The organism is Natronobacillus azotifigens (genome assembly GCF_026805325.1).
GTDB classification, from domain to species: Bacteria; Bacillota; Bacilli; order Bacillales; family Amphibacillaceae; genus Natronobacillus; species Natronobacillus azotifigens.
In genome coordinates, this window is record NZ_JAPRAT010000068.1 from 1 (window position 1) to 1,122 (window position 1,122).

The following is a 1,122-nucleotide window of genomic DNA, read 5'->3' on the forward strand; positions in this document are numbered from 1 at the left end:
ACTTAACATACTGGTTGTTTTGTTCAGTTTTCAAAGATCAAAAAAATGGTGGAGCCTAGCGGGATCGAACCGCTGACCTCCTGCGTGCAAAGCAGGCGCTCTCCCAGCTGAGCTAAGGCCCCGCGTTTTTTTAAAGAAATGGTCGGGAAGACAGGATTCGAACCTGCGACCCCTTGGTCCCAAACCAAGTGCTCTACCAAGCTGAGCTACTTCCCGAAATGGCGCGCCCGAGAGGAGTCGAACCCCTAACCTCTTGATCCGTAGTCAAACGCTCTATCCAATTGAGCTACGGGCGCATATGGTGCCGAGGGCCGGACTTGAACCGGCACGGTAGTCACCTACCGCAGGATTTTAAGTCCTGTGTGTCTGCCAATTCCACCACCCCGGCATTGGTTTGTTGGAAATGGAGCGAAAGACGGGATTCGAACCCGCGACCCCCACCTTGGCAAGGTGGTGTTCTACCACTGAACTACTTTCGCAAAGTGCGGGTGGAGGGACTTGAACCCCCACGTCATAAGACACTAGATCCTAAGTCTAGCGCGTCTGCCAATTCCGCCACACCCGCAAACATGGTGAGCCATGAAGGATTTGAACCTTCGACCCTCTGATTAAAAGTCAGATGCTCTACCAACTGAGCTAATGGCTCGCACTTTTAAAAACAAAATGGTGCCGGCCAGAGGACTTGAACCCCCAACCTACTGATTACAAGTCAGTTGCTCTACCAGTTGAGCTAGGCCGGCATATGGTGGAGGATGCAGGGCTCGAACCTGCGACCCCCTGCTTGTAAGGCAGGTGCTCTCCCAGCTGAGCTAATCCTCCGATAAAGCCTGGCGGCGTTCTACTCTTGCAGGGGCAAGGCCCCAACTACCATCGACGCTGAAGAGCTTAACTGCTGTGTTCGGCATGGGAACAGGTGTGACCTCTTCGCTATTGTCACCAGACATTTTATTTTTTAAGGACAAGGTATATTATATTAACTTTTCATGCAAAAAGCAAGTGTTTTTCAAAATAATTTTAACCTTGTGAACATTATTTCTTCTTGAAGTATTATGCACCCTCAAAACTAGGGCCCACACGAAGTGGGTCAGTTCGATGTTGCCACAGGACGTGGCATTCTTAATC

9 tRNA genes and 1 rRNA gene are annotated in these 1,122 nt (G+C 50.4%); all 10 read right to left on the reverse strand.

Features of this window, described 5'->3' with window-relative positions:
• Positions 1-46: 46 nt before the first annotated feature.
• A tRNA-Ala gene (locus OWO01_RS15880) sits at positions 47-122 on the reverse strand.
• Positions 123-139: 17 nt separating this feature from the next.
• Positions 140-216 (reverse strand) — tRNA-Pro (locus OWO01_RS15885).
• Positions 217-219: 3 nt separating this feature from the next.
• A tRNA-Arg gene (locus OWO01_RS15890) sits at positions 220-296 on the reverse strand.
• Positions 297-299: 3 nt separating this feature from the next.
• A tRNA-Leu gene (locus OWO01_RS15895) sits at positions 300-388 on the reverse strand.
• Between the two features lie 16 nt (positions 389-404).
• Positions 405-479: transfer RNA gene (locus OWO01_RS15900), tRNA-Gly, on the reverse strand.
• Between the two features lie 4 nt (positions 480-483).
• Positions 484-565, reverse strand: a tRNA-Leu gene (locus OWO01_RS15905).
• 5 nt (positions 566-570) lie between these two features.
• Positions 571-646 (reverse strand) — tRNA-Lys (locus OWO01_RS15910).
• An 18-nt stretch (positions 647-664) separates the two neighbouring features.
• Positions 665-740, reverse strand: a tRNA-Thr gene (locus OWO01_RS15915).
• 3 nt (positions 741-743) lie between these two features.
• Positions 744-819, reverse strand: a tRNA-Val gene (locus OWO01_RS15920).
• 6 nt (positions 820-825) lie between these two features.
• Positions 826-941 (reverse strand): 5S ribosomal RNA (gene rrf, locus OWO01_RS15925).
• Between the last annotated feature and the right edge of the window lie 181 nt (positions 942-1,122).